Source organism: Olsenella uli, assembly GCF_901212675.1.
GTDB lineage: Bacteria > Actinomycetota > Coriobacteriia > Coriobacteriales > Atopobiaceae > Parolsenella > Parolsenella uli_B.
The window spans coordinates 52,678-72,983 of the sequence record NZ_CAAKOQ010000009.1 but is presented as its reverse complement, the minus strand read 5'-3'; the positions used below and the strand labels follow the sequence as shown (position 1 = coordinate 72,983).

18 protein-coding genes are annotated in these 20,306 nt (G+C 69.4%); 1 reads left to right on the top strand and 17 read right to left on the bottom strand.

From position 1 onward, the window contains the following. Positions 1-2 precede the first annotated feature (2 nt). The 6 genes from cobJ to cobM form a co-directional block, all read right to left on the bottom strand. Positions 3-743, bottom strand: a complete 741-nt coding sequence (cobJ, locus tag EFAMC1_RS00965; RefSeq protein WP_154052477.1) for a precorrin-3B C(17)-methyltransferase — start codon at positions 741-743, stop codon at positions 3-5. 106 nt (positions 744-849) lie between these two features. After that, positions 850-1,914, bottom strand: coding sequence for a cobalt-precorrin 5A hydrolase (locus EFAMC1_RS00960; protein WP_154052476.1), 1,065 nt, complete (start codon positions 1,912-1,914; stop codon positions 850-852). Continuing rightward, positions 1,911-2,669, bottom strand: a complete 759-nt coding sequence (cobI, locus tag EFAMC1_RS00955; protein WP_154052475.1) for a precorrin-2 C(20)-methyltransferase — start codon at positions 2,667-2,669, stop codon at positions 1,911-1,913. Before cobI ends, EFAMC1_RS00960 begins: the two co-directional genes overlap by 4 nt. Positions 2,670-2,711: 42 nt before the next feature. Next, a complete protein-coding gene (cbiD, locus tag EFAMC1_RS00950; protein ID WP_154052474.1) occupies positions 2,712-4,043 on the bottom strand; it encodes a cobalt-precorrin-5B (C(1))-methyltransferase CbiD in 1,332 nt (443 codons plus the stop codon). After that, positions 4,033-4,851, bottom strand: a complete 819-nt coding sequence (locus tag EFAMC1_RS00945) for a sirohydrochlorin cobaltochelatase (RefSeq protein WP_154052473.1) — start codon at positions 4,849-4,851, stop codon at positions 4,033-4,035. Before EFAMC1_RS00945 ends, cbiD begins: the two co-directional genes overlap by 11 nt. Before the next feature lie 9 nt (positions 4,852-4,860). Further along, the gene (gene cobM, locus EFAMC1_RS00940) at positions 4,861-5,685 is read right to left on the bottom strand and encodes a precorrin-4 C(11)-methyltransferase (RefSeq protein ID WP_154052472.1); all 825 of its coding nucleotides are present in this window, start codon (positions 5,683-5,685) and stop codon (positions 4,861-4,863) included. Between the two features lie 89 nt (positions 5,686-5,774). Here cobM and EFAMC1_RS00935 point away from each other — a divergent pair, with 89 nt between their 5' ends. Beyond that, a complete protein-coding gene (locus tag EFAMC1_RS00935; RefSeq protein WP_187324474.1) occupies positions 5,775-6,935 on the top strand; it encodes a DUF1015 family protein in 1,161 nt (386 codons plus the stop codon). A gap of 26 nt (positions 6,936-6,961) precedes the next feature. Here EFAMC1_RS00935 and cobA read toward each other — a convergent pair whose 3' ends face one another. The 11 genes from cobA to pckA all read right to left on the bottom strand — a co-directional run bounded on the left by cobA (position 6,962) and on the right by pckA (position 20,230). Beyond that, entirely contained in the window at positions 6,962-8,518 is a 1,557-nt protein-coding gene (cobA, locus tag EFAMC1_RS00930; protein ID WP_154052470.1) for a uroporphyrinogen-III C-methyltransferase, read from the bottom strand. Next, positions 8,502-9,428 (bottom strand): hydroxymethylbilane synthase, encoded by a 927-nt coding sequence (gene hemC, locus EFAMC1_RS00925; protein WP_154052469.1) that lies wholly within the window; start codon positions 9,426-9,428, stop codon positions 8,502-8,504. Before hemC ends, cobA begins: the two co-directional genes overlap by 17 nt. A gap of 51 nt (positions 9,429-9,479) precedes the next feature. Next, a complete protein-coding gene (hemL, locus tag EFAMC1_RS00920; protein ID WP_154052468.1) occupies positions 9,480-10,778 on the bottom strand; it encodes a glutamate-1-semialdehyde 2,1-aminomutase in 1,299 nt (432 codons plus the stop codon). Then, on the bottom strand, positions 10,778-11,761 hold the full coding sequence (gene hemB / locus EFAMC1_RS00915) for a porphobilinogen synthase (RefSeq protein ID WP_222838601.1): 984 nt from the start codon (positions 11,759-11,761) through the stop codon (positions 10,778-10,780). The genes hemL and hemB overlap by 1 nt, the downstream gene beginning before the upstream one ends. 69 nt (positions 11,762-11,830) lie before the next feature. Then, positions 11,831-12,886 carry a glutamyl-tRNA reductase gene (hemA, locus tag EFAMC1_RS00910; RefSeq protein WP_154052467.1) on the bottom strand — a complete coding sequence of 352 codons (1,056 nt, stop codon included), beginning with the start codon at positions 12,884-12,886 and terminating at the stop codon, positions 11,831-11,833. Between the two features lie 315 nt (positions 12,887-13,201). After that, complete coding sequence (gene pduB, locus EFAMC1_RS00905) at positions 13,202-14,017, bottom strand: propanediol utilization microcompartment protein PduB (protein WP_154052466.1); 816 nt, start codon at positions 14,015-14,017, stop codon at positions 13,202-13,204. Between the two features lie 32 nt (positions 14,018-14,049). After that, the gene (gene pduA / locus EFAMC1_RS00900; RefSeq protein ID WP_154052465.1) at positions 14,050-14,343 is read right to left on the bottom strand and encodes a propanediol utilization microcompartment protein PduA; all 294 of its coding nucleotides are present in this window, start codon (positions 14,341-14,343) and stop codon (positions 14,050-14,052) included. Between the two features lie 469 nt (positions 14,344-14,812). Next, complete coding sequence (locus tag EFAMC1_RS00895; protein ID WP_154052464.1) at positions 14,813-15,952, bottom strand: 1-propanol dehydrogenase PduQ; 1,140 nt, start codon at positions 15,950-15,952, stop codon at positions 14,813-14,815. Positions 15,953-15,991: 39 nt separating this feature from the next. Then, the gene (locus tag EFAMC1_RS00890) at positions 15,992-17,068 is read right to left on the bottom strand and encodes an AraC family transcriptional regulator (RefSeq protein ID WP_154052463.1); all 1,077 of its coding nucleotides are present in this window, start codon (positions 17,066-17,068) and stop codon (positions 15,992-15,994) included. A gap of 10 nt (positions 17,069-17,078) precedes the next feature. Further along, complete coding sequence (locus EFAMC1_RS00885; protein ID WP_187324473.1) at positions 17,079-18,323, bottom strand: PocR ligand-binding domain-containing protein; 1,245 nt, start codon at positions 18,321-18,323, stop codon at positions 17,079-17,081. Between the two features lie 299 nt (positions 18,324-18,622). Beyond that, positions 18,623-20,230, bottom strand: a complete 1,608-nt coding sequence (gene pckA / locus EFAMC1_RS00880; protein WP_154052461.1) for a phosphoenolpyruvate carboxykinase (ATP) — start codon at positions 20,228-20,230, stop codon at positions 18,623-18,625. Positions 20,231-20,306: the final 76 nt, after the last annotated feature.

Genomic DNA, 20,306 nt, shown 5'->3' with positions numbered 1-20,306 from the left:
TCCTACTCGACGATCTGACGGTAGCCGCGCGGCGTCACCATCTTGCCGCGGACCACGCGTGTGCGGTCGTTGCCAACGTAGACGGTCGTGAACATGTCGGCGTCGAGCGTCTTGAGGCCCTCCAGGGTCGTGAGACTGCTCTCTTGCCCCTCGCGGCCGATGTTGCGAACCCAGCCGCACACGCATGAGGCAGGCTTGCCGGCGTCGATGAGGATCTGCGCCGCGCGGGCAAGGTGGCCTGCGCGCTTCTTGCTGCGCGGATTGTACAGCGCGAGGCAGAAGTCTGCCTGTGCCACGGCAACGAGCCGGCGCTCGATGAGCTCCCAGGGGGTGAGCAGGTCTGAGAGCGAGACGCATGCGAAGTCGTGCGAGAGGGCGGCGCCGAGTACGGCGCTGCCGCTCTGCGCGGCGGTCACGCCGGCAACGACCTCGATGTCGACCTCGGGATACTCCTCAGCGAGCTCGAGCATGGGGCTCGCCATGCCGTAGACGCCCGCGTCACCTGAGCACACCATGCACACGCTCTGGCCCTCCTGGGCCCGGTCGAGCGCCATGCGGCAGCGCTCGACCTCGCGCATCATGGGCGTAGCCAGCGTGGGCTTGCCGGGAAACAGCGGCTCCACGAGGCGGATGTACTCGGTGTAGCCCACGATGAGATCGCAGGCATCGAGCGCCTCGCGAGCCTCGAACGTCATGCCCTCGGCACCGCCGGCCCCGATGCCCACCACGCGTACCAGCTTCATTGTGTCCGTCCTCTCGTCAGTCAATCTCGTCAGTCAAGTTAGCGGGTGCATATGCCCCGCGGCCCCCTCCCGCCCGAGGAACCGAGGGGAGGCGACCCCGGGAGCGCTAGTCGAAGGAATAGCACACGGGGCGCTGCGCGAGCGCGAAGGTGGTGCCCCCGCCGGCGCGCTTGGGCACCACGAGCCTGCCGCCGCCCACAAGCGCCGCACGCTCGCATACGTTGTCGACGCCCGTGACGCTCGACACGAAGGCGCTCGCGGTAAACGATCCCGGCACCTGGCACAGCCGCTCGGCAGGCCAGGTCTCAAGCGTCCAGCCACGCCGTGCGCAGAACTCCAGCAACCCCGGCTCGTGCGCCTTGAGGTCGATGGAGCCCACGGACACGACGGCGCGCTCGTCGAGCGTGCGCCCGTCAAGCTGCGCCGCACCGACCCAGCCGCGCTCGAGCGCGGCCTCGGGGATGTTCCTCCGGCAGCCGACGCCCACCGACACGCATCGCGGCACGAGGCGCAGCGCCCCCTGGGGTGCCTCGGGCACCGCCCAGGGCGACACCACGACGTCAGCCTCGCGGGCGTCGTGCGTGAGCTCGACGCCCGTGGGCGGCGCACCGTCAAGCCGCACGCCCTCGTCTGCCCACACGCGCACGGTGCCGCCCGCCAGGAGCTTGCCACTCACGGCCTTGATGGCGCGGGGGTCGGGGATGGCGAGGCCGGCCCGTGTGGCCCAGGTGTCGACGGCCCACAGGCCGCGGTTGTCGGTGGCGGTGGTGATCACGGGCGTGGCACCGGCGGCGGCCGCAACGACGGTAGCCAGGCGGTTGGCCCCGCCGATGTGGCCCGAGAGCAAGGAGACCACCCAGTGGCCGCCCTCGTCCATCACGAGCACCGCCGGGTCGGAGGTCTTGGCATGCACGTGGGCGGCGATGGCGCGCACGGCGATTCCCGTCGAGCCGACGAACAGCAGGGCGTCGTCGGAGGAGAAGTGCGAGGCAGTCCAGGCGGAGAGCGACTCGTGCCCCTCGCCGTAGCACCCCGTGACGCTGTGGCACCAGGGCTCGTCGAGGTCTGCCGCGAGCGCGCCGCTCATGAGCGTCGCCATGACGTCGTTGACGAGGCGCTCGCCGGCCTGCGTGAACGCGATGCAGGCGATGCGCTTCGCTCGCGCGCTCACGGCCGCACCACGAGCGTGGTGAAGTACCCACCGCGCTCCGGGGCGTCATCGAGGCTCTCGGCAACGACCTCGCTCGGCATGCCGCAGTCCTGCACGAGACTCGTCCGCTCGTAGACCCCGGCGCTGCGGAGCTCATCGCGCAGGCGCGGCAGGCTTTTGCCGGCCTTCATGATCACCTTGGTGCCCGGCAGCGCCAGCGCCTCGGCGAGCTCGCCATAGCCCGAGGGGACGATGGTGAGCGGGCTCGTCATCGAGGGCGTGAGCGTGGTGTCGAGACGCGCCGCGACGGCGCAGAAGCTCGGCACGCCGCTCACCATGCCCACCGCGTAGCCAGCAGGCTCCAGCAGCTCCTTCATGTAGCTGAAGGTGGAGTAGATGGAGACGTCGCCGAGGTTGGGCATGGCAACGTTGTGACCGGCGTCAAGCTCGAAGGCAATGGCGGCGGCCGCGCGCTCGTGGCTCGCGTGCAGCACGGCCGCATCGCGGCTCATCTCGAAGCGCAGCTCGAGCACGCGCTTGTCGCTGAGGTCCACGGCGCGCCGTGCGATGTCGAGGGCGCAGGTGCCCCCGCCCGAGGTCTGCGGCGCCACCAGCACGTCTGCCTCGCGCAGCACGCGCACGGCCTTGAGGGTGAGCAACTCCGGGTCGCCAGGGCCCACGCCCACGCCCCAAAACGTCCCCTTGGCGCCACCCCGTGAATCGGCGGCCGCAGCAGCGTCCGCGCGGCCCGCGAGCGGGGTCTCAACCGTATCCATAGCGTATCCTTTCGCGAATGTGTGGAGTGGGCTGCCGGTGGCCTACCGTGCGGCCGCGGCAGGTAACGCGGGGTGCGTGGGGGCAACGGGCGGCAGGCCGGCCGAGGCGCGCATGGCGGCTATGAGCTCGTTGCAGCCGCGCGTGCGGCCGAACTCCCCGTAGCGTTTCGAGAACATGATCGCGCCCGTCTCGAAGGCTCCTGCGGCCCTGCGGTCGATGTGCTCGCCGATGGCGTCCATGAGCGAGCGGCATACGGCCTCGAGCAGGCCCTTGTCGGCCAGAATCCCCATGCAGGCATCGGTGGTGGCCGCCGACATGATCGCGCGGCAGCAGGCCGTCGAGGCGCCGGCGATCGCCGCGTGCGCGCAGACGATCTCGCAGCGGCAGTCGGCCACGCGCGAGTGCGTGTTCATGACGCCGCCGGCAACCTTGGCGAGCTTGCCGGAGTGCCCCACCACGAGCACGCGTTGAAAGCCGTGGTTGGCCGCGGCGTCGAGCGCCTCGCCGAGGAAGTTGGAGAACGAGACTTCTGCGAGGCCGTCGAGCTCGGCGAGCTCGCGCACATGGTCGGCCCCGTAGTTGCCGGGAACGAGCACGAGGTCGCGTGCGCCCTCGGCGGCCTTCTGGCGGATCTCGAGCTCGATGCTGGCGACGAGCGCCCGCTCGCTCATGGGCCGCACGATGCCCGAGGTGCCTAGGATCGAGATGCCGCCCTCGACGCCCATGTGCGGGTTGAAGGTCTTTGCCCCCACCTCGGCGCCCGTGGGGGCGTAGATGACGACGTCGATGCCCCCGTCGCAGCCGAGCTCGTCGCAGGCGCGCGTCACCTCCTCGGCAATCATGCGCCGCGGCGTGGAGTTGATGGCCGCCGCGCCCACAGGCTGGTCGAGGCCCGGCTTGCGCACGATGCCTATCCCCTGCCCGCCCTCGACGCGCACCCGAGGCTCGCCCTCCGCGCGCGCGCCGCGTCGGACGCGCGCGTAGACGAGCATCCCGTCGGTGGAGTCGGCGTCATCTCCCCCGTCCTTGCGGATGGCCGCCCGGGCGGTCGAACCGTCCTCGGCAACGGCCGCGTCGAGCACGTCGGCGTCGACGCGTAGCCCGCTCGGGGTCACGAGGCCCACGCGCGCAGGAACGGTGCCGCTCAGCAGGCCCCGCGTTGCCGCCTGCGCGGCCATGGCCGCGCAGCTGCCCGTCGTGTAGCCGCAGCGCAGGCGCTTCGTGCCGTTGAAGATGTAGTGGCTGCCGGCGGCGTCTGCCTGCGAGGTCCCGGCCGCGTGCGTCTCGGCGAGCGCGTCGTCGGCGGCAGACGGCGCGGGGCCCAGGGGCCTCGGCGCCCCGGCCACCGACCCCGGCTCGTCACTAAGCCGCATGGCGCGCCCCTCGCCTGAGCTCGCGCGGCGCGGCGACCGTGAGCCGCTCGGCGTCGCGGGCATGCTCGGCGTACATGGCGCGGATGTCGGGGAGCTGGCCCAGGCCCTCGAGGTTGCAGGTCACCTCGTAGCCCGCGGCGCGCAGACGGCTCGCCCACGAGTCCTCGCCGTCTCCGGCCATGTCGTTCTTCGAGTGGTCGCCGGCGACGAGCATCAGGGGCGCGAGCGTCACGCGCGAGTAGTCACGCTCGCTCAGAAGGCCCATGACGCAGTCGAGGTCGGGCTGCGCCTCGACGGTGCCCACGTAGAGGTCGGTGCGACCCAGCAGCATGGCGTGGAAGTTCATGGCCGCGTACACCACGTTGGAGAACCGGTCGGTGCCATGCCCCATGAGCACGACGGCACGACCCTGTTCGGCCTGGTAGTGCCCGGCCATCACGCGCATCACGCGCTCGGCGTCGGCGGTGCCCGACAGCAGGGGCTCGCCCACGCAGACACGGTCGAACAGGGCCGCGCAGTCGACGACCTGGCTGCGCAGCTTGTCGAACTCCTCGCCAGGCATGAGGTGGCCCGGCTGCACGGTCACGTCGTTCACGCCGGCGGCGGCCATGCGCACGAGCGCCTGCCGCACGTCGGGGACGTCCTGGCCGCGCCCGCGCAGCACGCGACGGATGATCGAGCTCGTGTAGGCCTGGGCGAGCAGGGCGTCGGGCTCGGCCTCTAAGAGCGTGTTGGCCACCGCGTCCAGGCAGCTCGCCTGGGCGTCGGCGTGGCTCGTGCCAAAGCTCGCAAACAGGATGCCGCGCATGGTCTCCTCCTAGTTGTCGTTGTCCGCGTCGTCCGCCACGCATGCGTCCCCGGGGGCCTCGCCCCGTGCCGGGGCAGCGTGGCTCGCCTTGCGGAACAGGGTGGTGAAGGTGGGATCGTACAGCTTGCTGCGGTCGTGGGGCCCCGCAAGCACGCCGCCCACCACCACGAGCGCCGTAAGGCAGATGCCGTTGTCGGCGCCGGTCTGGGCGAGCGTGCCCACGGTGCAGCGTAGCACCCGCTCGTCGGGCCAGGTGGCCTTGTAGACGATGGCCGCCGGCGTGTCGGGCGTGTAGGCCCCGCCCGCCAAAAGCTCGGCCTGGAGCTTGTCGAGCATGCTCGCCGAGAGGAAGACGACCGTCGTGGCGCCGTGGGCCGCAAGGTCGCGCGTGGCCTCGCCGGCGGGCTTGGGCGTGCGGCCCTCGAGGCGCGTGAGGATCACGCTCTGGCTCACGCCCGGGAGCGTGAACTCGGCGCGCAGCGCCGCGGCCGCCCCGCAGAAGCTCGAGACGCCCGGGCAGACGTCATAGGAGATGCCGAGGCGGTCGAGCTCGTCCATCTGCTCGCGGTGCGCGCCGTAGATCGAGGGATCGCCCGTGTGCAGGCGCACCACCTCCTTGCCCTCGGCATCAGCCGCCGCCATGACCTCGATGACCTGCTCGAGCGTCATCCGCGCGCTGTCATGGATGGCGCAGGAGGGCTTGCAGGCCTCGAGCAGCTGGGGGTTCACGAGGCTTCCGGCCCAGATCACGACGTCGGCCTCGGAGAGCAGGCGCTGTCCGCGCACGGTGATGAGGTCGGGGGCGCCGGAGCCGGCGCCAACGAAGTGGATCATGCGTTCCTCGCTTCCTCGCCCGCAGCAGGCGGGCGCTCGGTCATGCTGTGATGTTTCCCCACTCGGCGGCTGTCTGTATACTGGGCGGCATGAAACTCTTCCCCTTTACATGCCTGCGACCAACCGCCGCCTCCGCGCCGGCGCTCATGACGCTGCCCTACGAGGACCTCGCGCTCGCGCCGGCCGCAGAGCACGAGCGACATGAGGCGGGCATCGACTGGCCGCATGGCTCGGGCGCCGGCGAGCGCCGCGAGCTCGCGCGCCGCATCGCGTGCGGCGAGCTCGTGGCCGACGAGCGCCCGTGCCTGTACGTCTACCGCATCGACACGGCCGAGGGAGGCGCCCTCACCGGGGTCGTCGGGTGCTGTGACGTCGACGACTACCTGAGCGGAGTCATCCGCCGCCACGAGCAGACGCGCGCCGCGGTGGAGCAGACGCGCGCGGCGCACCTCGAGGCCCTGGGCGCGCAGACCGGCCCGGTGCTGCTCGCCCACCGCCCCAGCGCCCAAGTGGGCGCCGCGGTGGGCCGCGTGATTGCCCAGAGCGCGCCAGGCCTCGACCTCACCGATGCCCTCGGCGCGCGCAACCGCGTCTGGCGTCTCGAGGAGCCGGACGAACAGGCGCCGGTGCTGCAGGCGTTTGCGCACGTCACCCGCGCCTACATCGCCGACGGCCACCACCGCATGGCGGCAAGCGCCTCCGTCGCTCGCGCGCGCCGCGCGCGAGGCGAGGTCGGCGGCGCGGGGACGTTCCTCGCGGCGCTGTTCGACGCACAGGACTTCGCGCTGCTCTCCTGCAACCGCATCGTGCGCGGCGCAGCCGACGGCCTCGTGGGCAAGCTCCGCGCGGCGGGGCTTGGCGTCACGGCGCTCCCCGGCCGGCCTGCCACGCAGCGCAGGGGCCATACGAGTGTCCTGCGCGAGGGCACGTGGTTTGACGTGTGCCTTGGGCCCGCGCCGGCAGGAGGCGCGCTCGCCGCGCTGGACGCCACGCTGCTCCAAGACCGCGTCCTTGGGCCCATCCTCGGCGTGGACGACCCACGCCGCGACGCGCGCATGGCGTTCGTGGGAGGCATCAGCGGCCTCACGGGCCTCGAGCGGGCCTGCGGCGCGCACGACGCTGCCTTTGCGCTGCGGCCCCCCGGCATCGATGACGTGCTCGCCGTGTCCGACGCGGGCCTCGTCATGCCGCCCAAGTCCACCTGGTTCGAGCCCAAGCCCAGAGGGGGCCTGTTCGTCCGGCTCATCTAGCCACCCGTGCGCGCCCATGGGGCTTCCTAGGGCCGCTCGGGGACCATGGACCCACGCAGCTCGCGCCAGCGCGCAACCACGGCCTCGACGAGGCTGTCAATCGTGGCACGCGCCGACACCTCGCACGAGAACCCATGGGCTCGCGCCGCGGCGGCGCACATGGGACCTATGCAGACGGCAGGAAGGTTCGCCGCATCGAGCTCGGGGAACGCCTTGGCGAAGCCGTCGGCGGTGCTCGCGCTTGTGAAGGTCACAAGCAAGGCGTCGCCGGCCTCGATGCGAGCGCGCTCGTGCTCGTCAACGGCGTCGCCGACGAGCACCGTCTCATAGCAGGCAACGTCGTCGACGACAAGGCCTGCCTGGACGAGCCCCTCGGACAGCTCGGGAGAGCCGATGGCGGAGCGGAACAGCAAGACGCGCTCGCCAGCCCTGCTGCGCGCCGCGATGTCGGCGGCGAGGTGCGCCCCGTCGAAGACGTCGGGCACGAGGTCGGGCTCGATCTGGTGGCGCCTGAGCTCGTCGGCCGTGGCGGATCCGATGGCGGCAACGCCCACGCCGGCGAGCCAGCGAGCGTCCCGGCCGGCGCAGTGCAGCGCGTCGAAGAGGCACCGCACGCCCACCGTGCTCGTGAGGACCACCCAGGCATGCTCGCGCAGGCCCTCGATGGTGCCCACGAGCGTCTCGCTCGGCACGGGGCGCGTCTCGATGCAGGGAGCCTCGATGACGTCGGCACCCAGCTCGCGCAGGTGCCTCGTGAGCGTTCCCATGCGATCGGCCGGCCTCGTCACGGCCACGGTAAGGCCGCGCAGCGGAAGCTTGTCATACCAGTCGAGGGTCTCGGCGAGCGCGCAGACCTCGCCCACCACGAGGATGGCCGGACTCGCAACGCCAGCGTCGCGGGAGGCGTCGGCAACGGTGGCAAGGGTGGCGTCGACGCGGCGCTGGCGCGCCGTCGTGCCGCGCTCGACCATGGCCGCCGGCGTCGAGGGGTCCATGCCCGCGGCGAGCAGGCCACGGGTGATCTCGGGCGTGGTTGAGACGGCCATCATGAACACGAGCGTGCCGCCCACGCGCGCGAGCGCGTCGAAGTCCATGCCGAGCTCGCCGTTCTCACGCCGGTGCCCCGTCACGAAGTGGACCGAGGCGGCGCAGGTTCGGTCGGTTGCAGGGATGCCCGCGTATGACAGCGCGGCGACGGCACTTGTGACGCCTGGGACGACCTCGAAGGGCACGCCGGCGGCAGCGAGCTCGCGCGCCTCCTCGCCCCCGCGACCGAAGATGTAGGGGTCTCCGCCCTTGAGGCGCACGACGCGCCTGCCCGCCAGCCCCTCGCGCACGAGGATCTGGTTGATCTCGTGCTGGGGAACGGGGTGGCAGGCGACCCGCTTGCCGACGTAGACGCGCCTCGCCTGCGGGCACAGGCCCAGCAGCTCGTCGTTGATGAGGCGATCGTAGACCACCACGTCGCAGCGACCGAGCAACTCGGCCGCACGGCGCGTGAGCAGTCCGAGGTCGCCGGGGCCCGCGCCCACGAGCGCGACCGATCCCGACGTCCCCTGCGTAGGCCTAGCCTCTGTTGGCATCGCTTCTCACCTCCACAGCGAGCGCCGCGGCGCCGCTCTCGATGTCGTCGGCACCCAGCTCGCGTGCGCCGTAGGCGACGGAGGTCGCGTCGTCGCTCGCATACATCCCCGTGAGGGCGACGCCGCCCGTGGAGGCGTCGTAGGTGGCGTAGGCGGCGCAGGGCTTGGTGCAGCCGCCGTCAAGGGCCCGCACGAAGGCGCGCTCGGCCAGGGCGCAGGCGCGCGACGAGGGGCAGTCGAAGGACTGCGCCCATGAGGCGTCAGACCCCAGGCGAGCCTGCGCGACGATGATGCCCTGCCCTGCCGCAGGCAACATCTCGCTCACGGAGAGGCGCCGGGCGATGCGCTCGGCTAGGCCGAGGCGCTTGAGGCCCGCGGCGGCGAGCAGCAGGGCGCTGTACTCGCCGGCGTCGAGCTTGGCGAGGCGCGTGTTGACGTTGCCGCGCACGCTCTCCACCCGCACGCCACCAAACACGCCGGCGAGCTGCAGCTGGCGCCGCTGGCTCGAGCAGCCCACGGGAGCCTCGCTCTCGCGCAGGTACGCCTCGAGGTCGAAGCCGGGAGCCGTGGCGTCGACGCCAGCCGGGAGCACCACGGCGTCGCGTGGGTCCTCACGCGCGGAGAACGCAACGAGCGGCAGCACGGCGGGCGTGTCCATGGGGAGGTCCTTGCAGCTGTGGACCGTCACGTCGACCTCGCCTGCGGCCAGGGCACGGTCGAGCTCGCGGACGAAGAGCCCCTTGCCGCCCACCTCGGGGAGGGGCCGGTCAAGGATGCGGTCGCCCGTCGTGGTGATGGGCACGAGCCGACACGTGATGCTCGGGTCTGCCGTGACGACCGAGCGCGCGAACAGCTGCGCCTGGGCGAGCGCGAGGGCACTCGCACGGGTTCCGATACGCAGGGTCGTCACCTCTGGCGCACCCCCTCGGCCGGCCTGGCGCCCAGGCGCGGCGTATGGGTCCTAGGCGCGCTCACGCAGTCCTCCAAACACCTCGCGCGCCGCGTTGATCGTCGCGTCGATGTCGGCGTCGGAGTGGGAGGCGCTGACGAACAGGGCCTCGAACTGCGAGGGGGCAAGATAGACGCCACGGTCGAGCATGCCCGCGAAGTAGGCGGAGAAGGCGTCCGTGTCGCAGGCGAGGGCGTCGGCGTAGCAGCGCACGGGCGCGCCCGCGCTGAAGTACACGCAGGCCAGCGAGCCCACGCCCTGCACGACGGCGGTGCCCGCGCACGCCCGGGCAAGCCCCTGCGTCAGCCGCGCGGCGCGCTCGTCGAGCCGGTCGTAGAAGCCGGCGTCGGAGGAGAGGATCTCGAGCTGCGCGGCGCCCGCGGCCATGGCCACGGGGTTGCCCGACAGGGTACCGGCCTGGTAGACCGGGCCGGCCGGAGCCACGAGCTCCATGAGCTTGCGCGAGCCGCCGTAGGCGCCCACGGGCATGCCGGCGCCGATGACCTTGCCATAGGTCACCAGGTCGGCCCGCACGCCAAAGCGCTCCTGGGCACCCCCCGCAGCCAGGCGGAACCCCGTGATGACCTCGTCGAAGATGAGCAGCGAGCCCACCTTGTCGCACAGCGCGCGCAGGCCCGCGAGGAAGCCCTCCTCCGGCGGCACCACGCCCATGTTGGCGGCCACCGGCTCCACGATGATGGCCGCGACCTGTCCCTCGTTCTCACCGAGCAGACGCTCGACGCTCGCGAGGTCGTTGTAGGTGGCGAGCAGCGTGTCCGCCGTGACGGCCGCGGGCACGCCCGGCGAGTTGGGCACGCCGCCGGTGAGGGCGCCCGAGCCGGCCTTGACGAGCATGCTGTCGACGTGGCCGTGGTAGCAGCCCTCGAACTTGATGACCTTGTCCCTGCGCGTAGCCGCACGCGCGAGGCGCAGGGCGCTCATGACGGCCTCGGTGCCGGAGTTCACGAAGCGCACCATCTCCAGGCCCGGCACCATGCGGCACATGAGCTTGGCGTGGTCGGCCTCGCCGGCAACGGGGGCGCCAAAGGACAGCCCGCGCGACGCGGCAGAGATCACGGCCTCGCGGATCGCTGGATGGTTGTGCCCCAGGATGAGCGGGCCCCACGAGTCGACGTAGTCCACGTAGTCGTTGCCGTCGACGTCAATGATGTGCGACCCCTCGCCGCGAGCGATGAACGGCGGCTCGAGGCCCACGCTCTGGTAGGCGCGCACCGGGCTGTCGACGCCCCCGGGAAGCACCTGGCGCGCCTCGGCGAACAGGCGATGCGATGTCTCGTGGGTGAGGCTCATTATCCGATCCTTCCCTCAGCGATGGCGTTGGCGATGCGCTTGGCGTAGTAGGTGATGAGGATGTCGGCGCCGGCGCGGAAGATCGACACGGCGCTCTCGGAGACGATGTTGTCCTCGTCCACGAGGCCGGCCGCCGTGGCCGCCTTCACCATCGCGTACTCGCCGCTCACCGAGTAGGCGGCCAGCGGCAGGTCGGTGGCCTCCTTGACGCGGCTGATGACGTCGAGGTAGGCAAGCGCGGGCTTGACCATGAGGATGTCGGCTCCCTGCTCGGCGTCGATGAGGCTCTCCTTGACGGCCTCGCGCACGTTGTGCGGGTCCATCTGGTAGCCCTTGCGGTCACCGTGCGCCGGCGCGGAGTCTGCGGCACCTCGGAAGGGACCGTAGAAGGCCGAGGCGTACTTGGCCGAGTAGCTCATGATCGGGGTCTGGTCGTAGCCCGCCTCGTCAAGGGCGGAGCGAATGGCCGCCACCTGGTCGTCCATCATGGCCGAGGGCGCCACCATGTCGGCGCCGGCCTCCACCTGGGAGACGGCGGTCTGGGCGAGCAGCGGAAGGGTCTGGTCGTTGTCGGGGGCATCCCCCACGAGCACGCCGCAGTGGCCGTGGCTCGTGTACTCGCACAGGCACACGTCGCCGATGAGCATGACCTCGGGATAGCGCTCGCGGATGGCGCGCAGGCCCTGCTGCACGACGCCGTTCTCGTCGTAGGCGCCGTGGCCGAGGGGATCCTTGTGGGCCGGCAGGCCAAAGAGGATGAACTTGTCGACGCCGGCCGCCAGGTGCTCCTCGACGGCCTCGCACACGCGGTCGGGCGAGTAGTGGTACTGGCCCGGGAGCGTGGAGATCTCGCTCTTGACGTTGGCGTCCTCCACGACGAAGAGCGGGTAGATGAGGCTCGCGCTCGACAGGCGCGTCTCGCGCGTCAGGGCGCGAAGGGCGGGGGTACGGCGTAGGCGGCGCGGGCGAATGGGCTCTATCACAAAATCCTTCTTTCAACCGAGGGGGTCCTGGGATGTCGCGGGCCCCGGGTGGGCGGGATGACTGGCGCCTCAGGCTGAGATGGCCTGGGCCTGCCCGAGGCGGCGGGCACGCTCGCTGCACCAGATCTCGAAGTCTGTCAGGTGCTCCTCGATGAGGTCATGGGCGGCCTTGCGCGCGGAGGCGTTGAGGTCGGCCTCGGAGCCGTCGCGCATGTCGTCGAGGTCGAACAGGCGCACGCCCTCCACCTCGCCGCAGGCAAGCTCGATGTCCCTGGGCATGGCGAGGTCAACGAGGGCGCGGGGGCGCGTCGCGAGCGCCTCGAGCGCCGCGCGCGACACGGTGATGTGCTGGCTCCTGGTGGCGCTCACGACAAGGTCGCAGCCCTCCATGAACGACATGCGGTCGTCGTAGGAGATGGTCTTGCAGCCGCGGGGAACCAGGGTGATGCCGTGGCGGTAGGTGCGCAGGGTAATCGCGGTGTCGGCGCCGCGCGCCACGAGCAGCTCGGCGGCAAGCCGTCCCATCTCGCCGTTGCCGATCACGAGCGCGCGCAGGCCGCGCAGGCCCTCTAGCTCGCGCTCGGCGAGGTCGATGGCGGTGCGGGCGCACGAGGTGCCCTCCTGGTGGAACTGCACCCGCGTGCGGACGGCCTTGCCGCAGGTCACGGCAAGGCGGAAGAGGGTCTCGAGCTCGGGCGTTATGCAGCCGGCCTCGCGCGCCGCCGTCTGGGCGCGTCGCACCTGAGAGATGATCTGGTCCTCCCCCAGCACCTGGGAGCGCAGGCCGCAGGCGATGGTCATGAGCCGCCTGCAGGCCTCGGCGCCTGCGAGGGCGAACAGTATGGGCACCATCGGCCGCTGCGTCTCGCCGTGGAGCGAGAGGGCCAGGTCGCGCACGGCAGAAGTGGCCCTGACGAGGAGCGCTTTGTCGGTGTAGTCCTGATCTGCGGGCATGTCGAAGTAGGCCTCGAAGCGGTTGCACGTCTTGAGCAGCACGCATCCGCGCGCGCCGAGACGGGCGATGGCCGCCTCCATGAAGGAAGTCTCGGCCGACTTGGGGATGGCGAACAGCTCGCGCACCTCCATGGAGGCCGACTCCCAGTCGATGCCAACCGCCACAACCACCGCACTACCTCGCTTTCTCGGGCCTTTGGCCCTGCCAGACGGCCTAGAGTCAAGACAAGACCGAGGCGCGGCACCAGACGCGCCGCCACCTCGGGCTTCTACGTTCACGATCTTCGAAAACTATATTCTACCGGGTACCAGAGCACGACATTCCCCGGAGAGGGCGACATATTATTACCCGCACACGTCTCATTTTGACGGATTAACGCAAAAGCAGCCACAGCCGACCCCGCATTGGACGCAATGCGACGGCCGGCCGTGGCTGCTCTCAAACGGGCGCCGTCGGGCCTATTCGGTCCGACGGCGCCCCCTACGCTAGATGATGTACGGAGTCGTGGCGCTCTCGAGCGGCTCGGAGGGCTCCATGGCGCCGAGCACCTGCCTGCCGACCTCGCGGGCCGCGACGATGGCCTGCTTGACGGCGCCCGAGTCGCCGGAGAAGGCCGTGATGACCTCGTTGGAGAAGCTCGTGCCGTGGGCCGGGCTGGACACGGAGATCACGTCGACCGTGGCGGCCTTGACGGCGGTGTCGCCGAGCAGCACGCCGATGGCCGCCGGGGCGCCCACCGTGATGCCGAAGGCCTTGCCCTCCGGGGCGCCGAAGGCCTTGGCCAGGGCGTGGGAGGCGCGGGCGGTGTACTGGAACTCGAGGTGGCCGGCGGGGTTGCCGTAGACGTCGCCGAAGGTGCGCTCGAGGTCGGCCAGCGTCACCTCGACGGCGCGGCGGGCGTCGGGGACGTCCTCGGCGCCGAAGACGATGAGCGAGCCGTGGCCGGCGCCGCCCTCGGTGTCGCGGGGAAGCTCGATCTTGAGCACCTCGACGTTGGTGGCCTTGACGGCCTCGTCGGCGGCGAAGATCTGCGGGCCGGCGCCGGTGCGGTCGCCGACGATGCCGATCGAGCGGTACTTCGGGTCGAGGCCGAACTTCTCGTGGACCTGGCGGTCGACGTTGGCGATCACGAGGCCGACGGTGTGGCCGATCGCGGTGCCGACGAACTCGGTGAGGTTGCAGGCGCCGGCCGGCTTGGGGGCGTCCTTGGCCACGGTGGAGCTGCTGGCGGTGTTGGGGGCGGCGGTGCCGAGCTGCTTGGCGACCTCAGCCATGACCTTGTTGACCAGTTCTTCGTTCATGGATATCCCTTCTTGAGAGAAAAACTAGGACACTAGGCCTGAGCCTTGGCCTCGGAGTGCGGCAGAATCTTCTCGACGTCCGTGTGCGGGCGCGGGATGACGTGCGTGGAGACGACCTCGCCGACCTTCTCGGCGGAGGCGGAGCCGGCGTCAACGGCAGCCTTGACCGCGCCCACGTCGCCGCGGACCATGACGGTCACGAGGCCGCTACCGATCTTCTCGTAGCCGACCAGCGAGACGTTGGCGGACTTGACCATGGAGTCGGCGGCCTCGATGGCGCCGACGAGACCCTTGGTCTCGACCATTCCGAGTGCTTCGCTCTGCATGTAGAACCTCCTTGTGACATGTACCAATACCTACCCGCGCCCTATGTCGCTCTCGCGCCCCAAGGCACAGGTCCCCTCATGAATAAGTTTGCATCTGTAACCACTTGGAAAATTTGTCGCCACAGGGCAACTTCTGGCGCAAGAGAGTTTCTTTTTACGCCACGAAAGTACCCGTAACGTCCCCATGGCGCACCGAGGCCCGCACCCGAGGCAGGAAAGTCCTCGAAGGCGCCCAGAGCCAGCCTGTCCAGACGCGAGGCATGGGCGCAACTGGGGGCCGCCATCTCGACGACAGAGGGCGGCCGTCTCGGAAAAGGACCGAGTCCGCCCATGCGAGGGCATGGCAGGCCGGTTTTCTGGTATAAAAACGCACGACCGTGCGGACGAACGCACGGCCGTGCACGGTCCCCGGACGTCATGGGGACACACGGGGACCTTATGGTCGCCAGGTTCGATAGCAGGAGAGAGACTATCGGACCAACAGCTTCTCGAGCAAGGCAGAAGCCTGAGTCTCGTTTACGGGACGGGGATTAGTAGCCGTGGTGGGGTCAGCCACAGCAAGCTTCGCCAGCTCGGGAAGCTGTGCCTTTGCCTCGGCAACGTCGACTCCGCACTGCTTCAGGGTCGCAGGCTCGCCAACGGAACGACACAGCCTGTCCACCTCACGGGCAAGGCTGCTCGCGCCCAGGCGGACGGTCGCGGCGCTGAACCCAAGGACCTTAGCGAGGTGGGCATATTTTAAGGCCGCACGGCTGTACTGCCCATTGCGCGCGCTCTCAAGATTGGCGTTGAACGCAATGACATGGGGCAGAAGCAGTTGACAGCAGCGACCATGAGGCAGATGGAAGCGGGCACCGATGGCATGCGCGGCGCCGTGGTTGACACCGAGGCCAGCACGGTTGAAGGCGAGGCCCGCAAGGCAGGCGGCGTTGCTCATCTTCTCGCGCGCCTCGAGGTCATGTCCGTCCTTGTGACAGCGCGGAAGGTACTCGAAGACGAGCTGCGCGGCCTTCTCGGCCCACGCGTCGGTGAAGTCGCTCGCGTCCGTCGAGACATAGGCCTCGATGGCGTGCGTGAGCGCGTCGAGGCCGGTGTCCGCGGTGATCACGGGGGGGACGGACTCAGTGAGCTCCGGGTCGAGGATGGCCTCGGTGGCCGCGAGGTCGGAGTTTGCAAGGGGGTACTTCACACCCCGGGCTGGATTGGTGATGACGGCGTAGTCGGTCACCTCGGAGCCCGTGCCGCTCGTCGTCGGGATAGCGATGAGCGGGAGCTGCTCGGATGCCCCCGAGGCGTCGCGGTAGATGGCACGGATGGCCTTCGCGGCGTCAAGCGAGGACCCGCCACCCAAGGCGACGATGACCTCGGCGTCGAGCTCCTCGAGGGCCTTGACGCCCTGCGCGACGACGTCGATTGGCGGCTCGGGCACGACCTTGTCGTACACCTTGGTGGTGCAGTCCGTGAGGCGGGATGCCACCTTGTCGGCCGTGCCGGAGCTGGCCATGAACCCGTCCGTCACGATGAGCACGCGCTTCCCGCTGATGTCAGCGAGCCTGTCAAGCGCTCCCGTGCCGAAGTAGACGCTCGTCTTGACGCTGCAGTCCTGCATTCTGTCCCCTCTCGAGCCTGGCCGCGTGGCGGCCCCTGTCTAATCCAAGGACAATCTCCTGTGCGAACCGTTCTGCTCTCGGTACTCGCTCGGCGTGATGCCCACGTTCTTCTTGAACACCTTGCTGAAGTAGTTGGCCCCGTTGTAGGAGAGCTCGCGCGCGATGACCGCGATGGAGACGCCGCTCTCCGTCAGCATGAGCTTCGCGTACTCGAGCTTGTTCTCGGTCATGTAGTTGACGAAGCTCATGCCTGTCTCGCGCTTGAAGTACTTGCTGAAGTAGCTCGGAGACATGCTCGCGTACTCGGCAGCCTCGACAAGCGTGAAGTCGACGTGAACGCTCCGGTCGAGCTTCGTGACGATGCGTTGCATCGGGCTCACGCCCGACAGCCCCTCCTTCTCGACGAGGTCGAACAGCCTGCCGACGAGCCTCTCGAACACCGCGTACGCATCGTAGCGATATCCCAGCTGCACCTGTTCGAAGCGGAAGGAAGCACGGCCGAGGTAGGTCTTGGCATCAAAGGCGCACGTTGGGCCGTAGTCCCCCGTGAGCCCGACGACGCCGGCCGCAAAGGCCAGCATGCCGTCCGCTATCTCCTGTGCATTGTCCAGGCTGTCATAGAGCGAATCAACGTACTCTCTTGTGGCCTGGATACACTTTTTGTACTTGTACGCTCGTAAATTTTCGCCTATCCAGCGGACGCTTCGCTCGCGTCGCCAGTCCATGCGCGACTCCTGGGCGTCGCCTCCCGGCTTCGCGAGGATCACGTGCACCGCCGCGACGAGCCAGTCGGGACGATAGGGCTTCAGGAGGTAGTCCGTGGCGCCGAGGCGCCAGACGTTGCTCGACACCTCCTTGTTACTCGCGGACGACGTCACAAGCACGGCCATGCTCGGGCAGAGCTTGAGGCACTTCGACAGGAACGTGCAGTAGGCGTAGGTGAAGCAGGGAACGTCGGCCACGAGCAGGTCGGCGCCCACGAGCTTGAGCTTGGCGTAGGCGCGCTCGAGCGAGTCGACGCACACGAGGGCCTTGTCCTCAAGCGAGGGCGCCAGGGTCGACTGCATGAGGCTCAGCTCGCGGGGGTTCTCGGCAAACAGAAGGACACAGCTCATGACAGACACCTCACTCCCCGCTCGAGAGCGGGAGCTTGAAGCTCACGATGCACCCGCGCCCGCCGTCGCTCGCGCTGGGGGTGACCTCAAGGCCGCCCGTCCCCGAGCCGAGGTCGCGCAGGTGCCTGTCGGCGTCGACGAGCGTGAAGTTGAGGTCAGGGCCCTCGAAGCCGCCGCTGATGGCCTGGCACATGGCGTTGACCCCCAGCCGGTTCTGCGCCACCCGGACCTCCACGCACCTGTCGCCCTCGCTCGCGTCGACGAGGACCCGGCAGGGCTCTTCGGCCGTGGCGTCCCAGGGGTCGCTCAAGGCGACGAGGATTATGGGCCTCAGGACCATGAAGGGGCAGGGGACGAGCGCGAACCGCTCGGGACAGCGGACCGCGTAGTCGATGGGGACGGGCAGCCTCGTCGACACCAGGTGGAGCAGCATCTTGGCGTGCCCCGTCTCCTCGCCGAGCGTCACAAGGGAGCACTCCGTCTCCAGGACATAGCGCGAGACGTCGACGAAGTCGAGCAGAAGCGAGTCGGTCGACTTGGCCTGCTCCTCGCACGCGAGGACGTGGAGCTCGCTCAGGACCGGGAAGAAGCAGCGGAAGACCTCCTCGAGCCGTCTCGTTGACTCCATCCGGCCCCTGAGGCGGCGCTGCGCGTCGCCGAGCTGGGCATGGAGGGTCATGAGCTCCTGGTCCTTGTCGCGGACGATCTCGTCAAGCTCGGCCGTGGTCTTGGCGAGGTCCCCGGAGACGACGGAGGAGACGATCGTGCGGACGGCCTCGGCGAGGGCCACGAGCCGGTCGTACTCGATGGGCTGGATCTGGTCCCTGGCGGCGAGGAGCTCGACCGAGCTGTAGATGTCGTGCTCCCCGCTTATGACGTTCTGAATGCCGTCCTCCGGCTCGTCGATGACCTTGACCTGTCCAGCGAGCACGGCTCCCAGATAGGTATCGCCGGCCACGATGGGCACCGCGAAGTCGACGAGCCCCGCGTGGCAGCGGTAGATGCAGGGCTCCGAGGACATGGCCGACCGGATGCCGCCGAAGGCGTCGCAGCGCTCGCACAGGCCGCAGAACTCGGGGTTCTCGCGCCCCATGCGGCAGTGTTCAGTGAAGCCGCTCCTCCGCGTAATCGGCGTGCCATGGTAGTCCACGGCGATGAGCGCCACCCCGAAGGCCTTGGAGCAGGTGTCCATGACCCTCTGGAGGTTCTTGATGTCAAGGTAGTCCGTGATCCCCCCGGCTTTCATACCGGCCATGCGAGCATCCCTCCGCGAACGTCGGGGCATGGTGCCGCCCCCATGCCCCGCACATGGTTTTTTTTATCTAGTAATAAGCGGGTAATAATTTGCTGTCAATAAGAAAGTGCTAAGTCTGTCAGCCCTACATTGTTGTCATGGGGTGGAGGCACGGCCGTCAAAGCCGAGGTAGCTAGTATGATTGACCGGGATTTCCCGGCATGCACCTGAAAACGGGCGGCTGCACGGCATCGGCCGCACAGCCGCCCGGTCAGGCGATGGCACAAAAGTGCTACTACTCTGGTACTAGTACCCGAGCACTACTTCGAGGGATGCGGGCCGGCGGCGAGGACGGTCGGGTCGAGGTCGGGGTAGCGCTCCTTGGCGTGGTCCTCGAACATGGCGGCGAGGCGCTCGGCGGCCGCGTCGTACTCGGCAGGGTTGGACCACATGTTGCGCGGGCTCAGCAACGTGGGGCCCACGCCCGGGCAGTCGAGTGGAATGTCGAGGTTGAGACGTTCGTCATGCTCGTAGCCACTCTCGTCGATCGCGCCGGAGAGCGCCGCCGTCACGAGCGAGCGCGTCACCGCGAGCGAGATGCGATAGCCCGTGCCGTACGAGCCACCCTGCCAGCCCGTGTTCACGAGGTAGACGCGCGCCCGCGTGGAGTCGATGCGCTCGCCGAGCATCTCGGCGTAGACGCTGGGCGCAAGCGGCATGAACGGCTCGCCGAAGAGCGCCGAGAACGTGGGCTGCGGCTCCTTCACGCCCTCCTCCGTGCCGGCGACCTTGGAGGTGAAGCCCGCCATGAAATGGTACATGGCGCTCTCGCGTGACAGGCGCGAGATGGGCGGCAGCACGCCGAAGGCATCGCAGGTGAGGAACAGCACCACGCTCGGAATGCCACCGCGACCGTCGAGGCGCACGCTGTTGATGTGCTCGACCGGGTATGCCACGCGCGTGTTCTGCGTGCGGGAGGCGTCCGAGTAGTCGGGCTCGCGGGTGTCCTCGTCGAGGATCACGTTCTCACAGACGGCGCCGAAGCGGATGGCCGCGTAGATGTCGGGCTCGGCGATGGGGCTGAGGTCGATGGCCTTGGCGTAGCAGCCACCCTCGATGTTGAAGACGCCGTGCGCGGACCAGCCGTGCTCGTCGTCGCCGATGAGCAGGCGGTTGGGGTCGGCCGAGAGCGTGGTCTTGCCCGTACCAGAGAGGCCAAAGAGCACCGCCGTCTCGCCCGTCTGCGGGTCGATGTTGGCCGAGCAGTGCATGGAGAGCACGTCGTCCTCGGCGGGGAGCAGGTAGTTCATGAAGGAGAAGATTGCCTTCTTGATCTCGCCGGAGTAGCCCGTGCCAGCCACGATCACGCCGCCGCCCGCAAGGTCGAGGATGACCGACGCGCCGGAGTGCACGCCCTCGGTCTCGGGGTCGGTGCGGAAGCCCGGCGCCGCGAGCACGTAGATGTCGGGCTCGCCAAAGTCGGCGAGCTCCTCGTCCGTGGGACGCACGAGCATCTGGCGGATGAACAGCGCCTGGCTCGCGCGCTCGCAGACCACGCAGACCTTGCGTGCGTGATTGCGGTCAGCCCCGGCGAGGCCGTGCACCACGTAGAGCTCGCGGCCAAAGAGGTAGCCGGCGACGCCCTGGCAGATGCGCTCGTAGCTCTCGCGCGCAATGGGCACGTTGACCTTGCCCCAGCACACCGTGTCGTGGATCTTGGGGTCGTCGACGACGTAGCGGTCGTTGGGCGAGCGGCCCGTGCGCTCCCCCGTGTCGACCACGAGCGAACCGTTCGAGGCAAGCACGCCCTCGCCGTTGGCCAGTGCGATCTCGACGAGCCTCGCCGGCGGAAGGTCGTTCAGGACCTTCGCCGCCCGAGGCGACGTCTGCTCGCGGGTGAGAAGCCTCTCAGTGATGCCAGTGCCCATGATTCCTCCTCAGTCGCCGTGCATTTCGTTACGGGACACGTTAGAGGAGGGTTCGGGCGCGGGGGCGCTGACGCCC

Excerpts from the sequence above, each read along its gene's own strand:
- cobA (WP_154052470.1), bottom strand. The coding sequence starts at position 8,518 with ATGCCAACAGAGGCTAGGCCTACGCAGGGGACGTCGGGATCGGTCGCG.
- cobJ (WP_154052477.1), bottom strand. The coding sequence starts at position 743 with ATGAAGCTGGTACGCGTGGTGGGCATCGGGGCCGGCGGTGCCGAGGGC.
- pckA (WP_154052461.1), bottom strand. The coding sequence starts at position 20,230 with ATGGGCACTGGCATCACTGAGAGGCTTCTCACCCGCGAGCAGACGTCG.
- EFAMC1_RS00895 (WP_154052464.1), bottom strand. The coding sequence starts at position 15,952 with ATGCAGGACTGCAGCGTCAAGACGAGCGTCTACTTCGGCACGGGAGCG.
- EFAMC1_RS00885 (WP_187324473.1), bottom strand. The coding sequence starts at position 18,323 with ATGGCCGGTATGAAAGCCGGGGGGATCACGGACTACCTTGACATCAAG.
- pduA (WP_154052465.1), bottom strand. The coding sequence starts at position 14,343 with ATGCAGAGCGAAGCACTCGGAATGGTCGAGACCAAGGGTCTCGTCGGC.
- EFAMC1_RS00935 (WP_187324474.1), top strand. The coding sequence starts at position 5,775 with ATGAAACTCTTCCCCTTTACATGCCTGCGACCAACCGCCGCCTCCGCG.
- EFAMC1_RS00890 (WP_154052463.1), bottom strand. The coding sequence starts at position 17,068 with ATGAGCTGTGTCCTTCTGTTTGCCGAGAACCCCCGCGAGCTGAGCCTC.
- cbiD (WP_154052474.1), bottom strand. The coding sequence starts at position 4,043 with ATGCGGCTTAGTGACGAGCCGGGGTCGGTGGCCGGGGCGCCGAGGCCC.
- pduB (WP_154052466.1), bottom strand. The coding sequence starts at position 14,017 with ATGAACGAAGAACTGGTCAACAAGGTCATGGCTGAGGTCGCCAAGCAG.
- hemL (WP_154052468.1), bottom strand. The coding sequence starts at position 10,778 with ATGAGCCTCACCCACGAGACATCGCATCGCCTGTTCGCCGAGGCGCGC.
- cobM (WP_154052472.1), bottom strand. The coding sequence starts at position 5,685 with ATGATCCACTTCGTTGGCGCCGGCTCCGGCGCCCCCGACCTCATCACC.
- cobI (WP_154052475.1), bottom strand. The coding sequence starts at position 2,669 with ATGGATACGGTTGAGACCCCGCTCGCGGGCCGCGCGGACGCTGCTGCG.
- EFAMC1_RS00945 (WP_154052473.1), bottom strand. The coding sequence starts at position 4,851 with ATGCGCGGCATCCTGTTTGCGAGCTTTGGCACGAGCCACGCCGACGCC.